3 protein-coding genes and 1 pseudogene are annotated in these 5,295 nt (G+C 71.6%); all 4 read left to right on the top strand.

Annotated elements, in window-relative coordinates:
* Positions 1–95 (top strand): annotated as a pseudogene (locus ACFTWP_RS41220) (ATP-binding protein); the annotation flags it as partial.
* 361 nt (positions 96–456) lie between these two features.
* Positions 457–3,978: a nitrate- and nitrite sensing domain-containing protein gene (locus ACFTWP_RS41215; RefSeq protein WP_380270322.1), complete on the top strand. Its 3,522-nt coding sequence runs from the start codon at positions 457–459 to the stop codon at positions 3,976–3,978.
* 10 nt (positions 3,979–3,988) lie between these two features.
* Entirely contained in the window at positions 3,989–4,402 is a 414-nt protein-coding gene (locus ACFTWP_RS41210) for a roadblock/LC7 domain-containing protein (RefSeq protein ID WP_073926035.1), read from the top strand.
* Positions 4,403–4,562: 160 nt separating this feature from the next.
* Entirely contained in the window at positions 4,563–5,252 is a 690-nt protein-coding gene (locus ACFTWP_RS41205) for a DUF742 domain-containing protein (RefSeq protein WP_380270321.1), read from the top strand.
* Positions 5,253–5,295 lie beyond the last annotated feature (43 nt).

The following is a 5,295-nucleotide window of genomic DNA, read 5'->3' as shown; positions in this document are numbered from 1 at the left end:
CCCCCGTCATCGCCCTGGACGCCCGCCGACGCGACAGCGCCAAGAGCGCCCTCATCACCCTCGTCGAACACGCCCTCCTCGCCCGACTCCGCTGACCCGGAGGGCGACCGGATGCCCGCCCACCTGCCACGGAGGCAGTGGGCGGGCATTTCCACATCCGCAGATGAGCAGTGCATAACAGTTCGGTAGGCATTTGGTGATCGACAGTGACGTGGCGTAGCCGGGCAACGGCACTCAGCGCCAGCATCGCTCCTATTCGTCCGAGAGTGTCACTGAATGTCCGATTTCAACAGCGCCGAACCGTCACCAACAGCTGTTTGTCCCGAATCCCTACACGTGCTGAAATTCCAGCTACCCCGAAGACGGTTACGGCAGTTCCGCCCAGCCCCCGGGGCGCTGCCAGGGGTAGCGCTGAATTGATCCATGGCCGCCAGTCGGCCGAGAGGTTGTTGTCGAGTGAGGCGTAAGCAGCCAGTCACCCCGCAGCGGCGCTCCGAGCCCCGCCAGAGCGAGCCGAACGGTGGCGCCACCGAGCCCACCGGGTTCTCCGCGTTCACCCCGACCGAGGACCGGCCAGGCGCCGGCCCCGGCGGGCCCGCGGCCGCGCCGGGCGCTTCCGAGCGCAAGCCGGGTGCGAAGCCCGAGCCCGAACCGGAGAGCCCCAGGGCCTCCAGCGGGAGATACGAGTTCCTGGCCCCGCGCAACTGGCGCGTGCCCACCCGCCTGGTCGCCATCCTGCTGATCCCGGTCGTCATCGGCCTGGTCTTCGGCGGCCTGCGCGTCAACTCGTCCTTCGACGACTACGTCAAGGCCGACCGCGCGGTGAAGACCGCCGAGCTGGCCCGGGCCGCCACCGAGCTCGCCGACGCCCTGGAGAACGAGCGCGACCAGTCCCTGGCGCCGCTCCTGCTCAACCAGGACCCGGACGGCAAGGTCCCCGCACTGCGGGCCAAGACCGACGCCGCGCTCAAGGGCTACAAGGACGCGTACGCCAAGATCTCCGACGACCCCCTGCTGGCGCACCGCGACGCGGCGTTCCAGGGGCTCGTCGTCTCGCTGCCCCACCTGCGCGACAACGCCTACAAGCCCGAGCTGTTCGCCACCGCGACCCAGGCCGCGTACTCGACGCTGATCGCGCCGCTGATGGCGTACGACAACTCGGTCGGCTTCGGCAGCTCCAGCGTCACCAGCAAGGGCCGGGCGATCTACGCCATCTCGCTGGGCAAGGCCTCCGCCTCCACCCAGCGCGCGCTGATGCTGCACCTGCTGGTCGGCATCCAGGCCGGTTCCACCACGCGCTACGAGAACACCGAGCTCATCCAGCAGCTCCTGGTCTCGGCGAAGCTGGAGCAGGTCTCGATCGCCGAGTTCAACACCGGCAGCGCCCCCGAGGACGCCCGGGTCTACGCCAACGCCCTGGTCAACCAGGCCAGCGCCGACGAGCGGGCCGCCCTGCGGATGCCCAACGGCAGCGCGCCGACCGTCGCCGGTCTGCTCGCCATCGGCATGGCCTACAGCCAGAACGCCGCCGAGGGCCAGAGCAAGGGCAAGGCGGCCGCCGACGCGGCCATCGCCGAGGCCGTCGCCGCGGGCCTGGAGCCCCGGCGCTGGGAGCAGGCCACCACCACGCACATGGCCAGCCTGCGGACCACCGAGAACCAGCTGCTGGACCAGGTCGTCGACGACGCCGCGAACCTCAAGTCGCGCGCCCAGACCGACGCCGTGCTCAACTCCGTCATCGTGATCGCCGCGCTGGCCCTGGCCGGTCTGCTGACCGGCTTCATCGCCCGCTCGATGATCCTCGGCATGCGCACCCTGAACAGCGCCGCGCTGGAGATCGCCAACCACCGCCTCCCCGACCTGGTCGAGAAGCTCTCCAAGACCGACCCGGACCGGGTGGACACCTCCGTCTCCCCGATCCCGCTGCACGGCAAGGACGAGATCGGCGAGGTCGCCCGCGCCTTCGACCAGGTGCACCGGCAGGCGGTCTCGCTGGCCGCCGAGCAGGCGCTCCTGCGAGGGAACGTCAACGCGATCTTCACCAACCTGTCGCGCCGCAGCCAGGGCCTCATCCAGCGCCAGCTGGCGCTGATCACGGACCTGGAGAACAACGAGGCCGACCCGGACCAGCTGGAGAACCTCTTCAAGCTGGACCACCTCGCGACCCGTATGCGCCGCAACGGTGAGAACCTGCTCGTCCTCGCGGGCGAGGAGGCCGGCCGCCGCTGGAACACCCCGGTGCCGCTGGTCGACGTGCTCCGCGCCGCCTCCTCCGAGGTGGAGCAGTACGAGCGCGTCGAGCTGGCCGGCATCCCGGAGGCCGAGGTCATCGGCGCCGCGGTGACCGACCTCGTCCACCTCCTCGCCGAGCTGCTGGAGAACGCCACGTCGTTCTCCAGCCCGCAGACCCGGGTGCTGGTCAACGCCACCCGCCTGCCGGACGGCCGGGTGCTGGTCGAGATCCACGACAAGGGCATCGGCCTCACCGCCGAGGACTTCGCCGAGATCAACGAGAAGCTGGCCGAGCCGCCCACGGTCGACGCCACCATCTCCCGCCGCATGGGCCTGTTCGTGGTCGGCCGCCTCTCGCAGCGCCACGACATCCGGGTCCAGCTGCGCCCGTCGGGCGAGTCCGCCGGCACCACCTCGCTGGTGATGCTCCCGCAGCACCTGACCGAGATGAACGCCCCGGTGGAGCCCGAGGAGCAGTTCACCGTCTCGCGGATCTTCGCCGACCAGGACCCGGGCCAGGAGGCCTGGAACGCGGAGCTCGAAGGCGCCCGCAGCGCGGCCGAACTCGGCTTCGACGACCACCTGACCGGCCGGGGCGGCGCGAGCGGCTTCAGCCCGGCCCTGGAGGCCGTACAGCGCTCGCAGCGGCTCGACCAGCGCCGCCGTGCGGCTCTGGAGGCCGGCCCGAGCGCCGACGAGCCCGTGGACGCGGAGATCGAGGAGACGGCCTACCCGGCGCCCGCCGAGGCCTACCAGCCGCAGGAGTTCGCCGCCCCGTACGCCGAGGAGCCCTTCCAGGGCGCCCCGTCGTACGAGCAGGACCCGTACGGCCGCCCGGTGCAGAACGCGCCGGCCTACGGCGACGACCAGTACGGCAACGGCCAGTACGACGCCTTCCAGGGCGACGGCTACCAGGACGACCAGTACGGGCAGCAGCCGTACGGCCAGCAGTACGCCGAGGCCGGCTACGACGGCGGCTACCAGAACGACGGCTTCGGGCAGCAGCAGTACGGCGGCCAGGACGACCAGTACGGGCAGCAGGAGTACGACGGCTACCGCGGCGACTCCTACCTGGACGACGTCCGGCAAGCCCGTGAGGAGGCCGCCGGCCACCCGTACGCGGCCGAGCCCGCCGCGCTCCCGCCGGCGCAGTCCTCCGCGCCGTCCGCGACGCTGGCCTCCGGGCTGCCGCAGCGCCGCCCGGGCCAGCAGCTGGCCGGCGGCGGGGCCACCGGCCTCGGTGCCCGCGCCATCGGCGACCAGGACGCCGGCGACAAGCCGAACTGGTTCACCGGTGCCAAGGAGGCCACCGAGGCTCCCGAGCCGCGCGGCCACGAGGTGTCGGCGCTCGGCGGGTACGGCCCGACCGGCCCGACCGGCCAGCCGGCCGCGAGCTGGCAGTCGCCCAACGACGGGGCCTGGCAGCGCGCCGAGCAGCTGCGCGAGCCGGCCGCCGGCGGGGTGACCCCCTCGGGGCTGCCGCGCCGGGTGCCCAAGCAGAACCTGGTGGCCGGCAACGCCAAGCCGACCCCGCAGGACGGCCCGCAGGTCTCCCGTACCCCGGAGGAGGTTCGTGGCCGTCTGACGAACCTGCGCCGCGGCGTGGAGCAGGGCCGCAGCGCGACGAGTGGCTCCGGTAACACCGGCAGCTTCCGGATCGACCCCGACCAGACCGACCGGTCCGGCAACGGACAGCAGAACCGCAGCACCGATCTCTTCGGCGGCTCGAACCACCAGGAGCGTTGAGTTGAGTCAGATGAGCCAGGCCGCACAGAACCTGAACTGGCTGATCACCAATTTCGTGGACAACACCCCCGGGGTGTCCCACACAGTGGTGGTCTCCGCCGACGGGCTTCTGCTCGCCATGTCCGAAGGCTTCCCCCGCGACCGCGCCGACCAGCTCGCCGCCGTCGCCTCCGGCCTCACCTCCCTTACGTCCGGCGCCTCCCGCATCTTCGAGGGCGGCGAGGTCAACCAGACCGTCGTCGAGATGGAGCGCGGCTTCCTCTTCCTGATGGCCGTCAGCGACGGCTCCTCGCTCGCCGTACTCGCCTCCCCCGACTCCGACATCGGCCTCGTCGGATACGAGATGGCCCTCCTCGTCGACCGCGCCGGCGCCGTCCTGACCCCCGCACTGCGCGCCGAACTCCAGGGCAGTCTCCTGCACTGACGGACCGTCGGATACCGTCCTGGTATTCGAAGCACCTCTGCGCCCGTCCCGGGCCCGCACCAGCGGGCTCGGGTTCGGACGTTGTACGGCCTTCGCACCACCGGCCCCGGACTCGTCCGGGGCTCGCAACGCACCGCCGCACCGTGTGAGGAGAGGATCCGTGAACCCGCCCGACGACCATAGCGGCCAGTACGGCGTTCCGTACCCAGGCACCGGCCACGACGCCTTCGGAGCCCCTGGCGTCGGCCACGGCCAGAGCTACGGCCGGCACCAGCAGCCGGGCCAGGAGTACGGCCAGCAGTCGTACCAGCAGGAGCAGTTCGGTCAGGAGTACGGTCAGCAGCCGTACCAGCAGGAGCAGTTCGACCCCCACCAGGGCGAACGCCAGTACGACCAGCGGAGTTACGGCCAGGAGTTCGGCGGTCCGCAGCCGTACGAGCGCCGGTCCGGCGGCTACCCCGCGCCCGAAGCCCCCGGCCACGTCGAGGAGTTCGAGGACGAAGAGGACTCCGGCCCGCTGATCCGGCCGTTCGCCATGACCGGCGGACGCACCCGCCCCAGGTACGAACTCGCCCTGGAGGCACTGGTCTCCGCCAGCGTCGACCCGCAGCGCCTGGCCACCCTGCTCCCCGAGCACCAGCGGATCTGCACCCTGTGCACGGAGGTCAAGTCCGTCGCCGAGGTGTCGGCCCTGCTCTCCCTCCCCCTGGGAGTGGCCCGCATCCTGGTGGCCGACCTCGCCGAGGCCGGCCTCGTGGCCATCCACCAGCCCGCTTCCGGCGGCGAATCCGGAAACCAGCCCGACGTCACGCTGCTCGAAAGGGTCCTCAGTGGACTTCGCAAGCTCTAACGCGGCCGCCGCGACCCGCGCCACCACCTCCGCGAAGATCGTC

It is taken from the genome of Kitasatospora sp. NPDC057015 (assembly GCF_042673745.1).
Classification (GTDB): Bacteria; Actinomycetota; Actinomycetes; order Streptomycetales; family Streptomycetaceae; genus Kitasatospora.
This window is presented reverse-complemented; position numbering and strand designations above follow the sequence as displayed.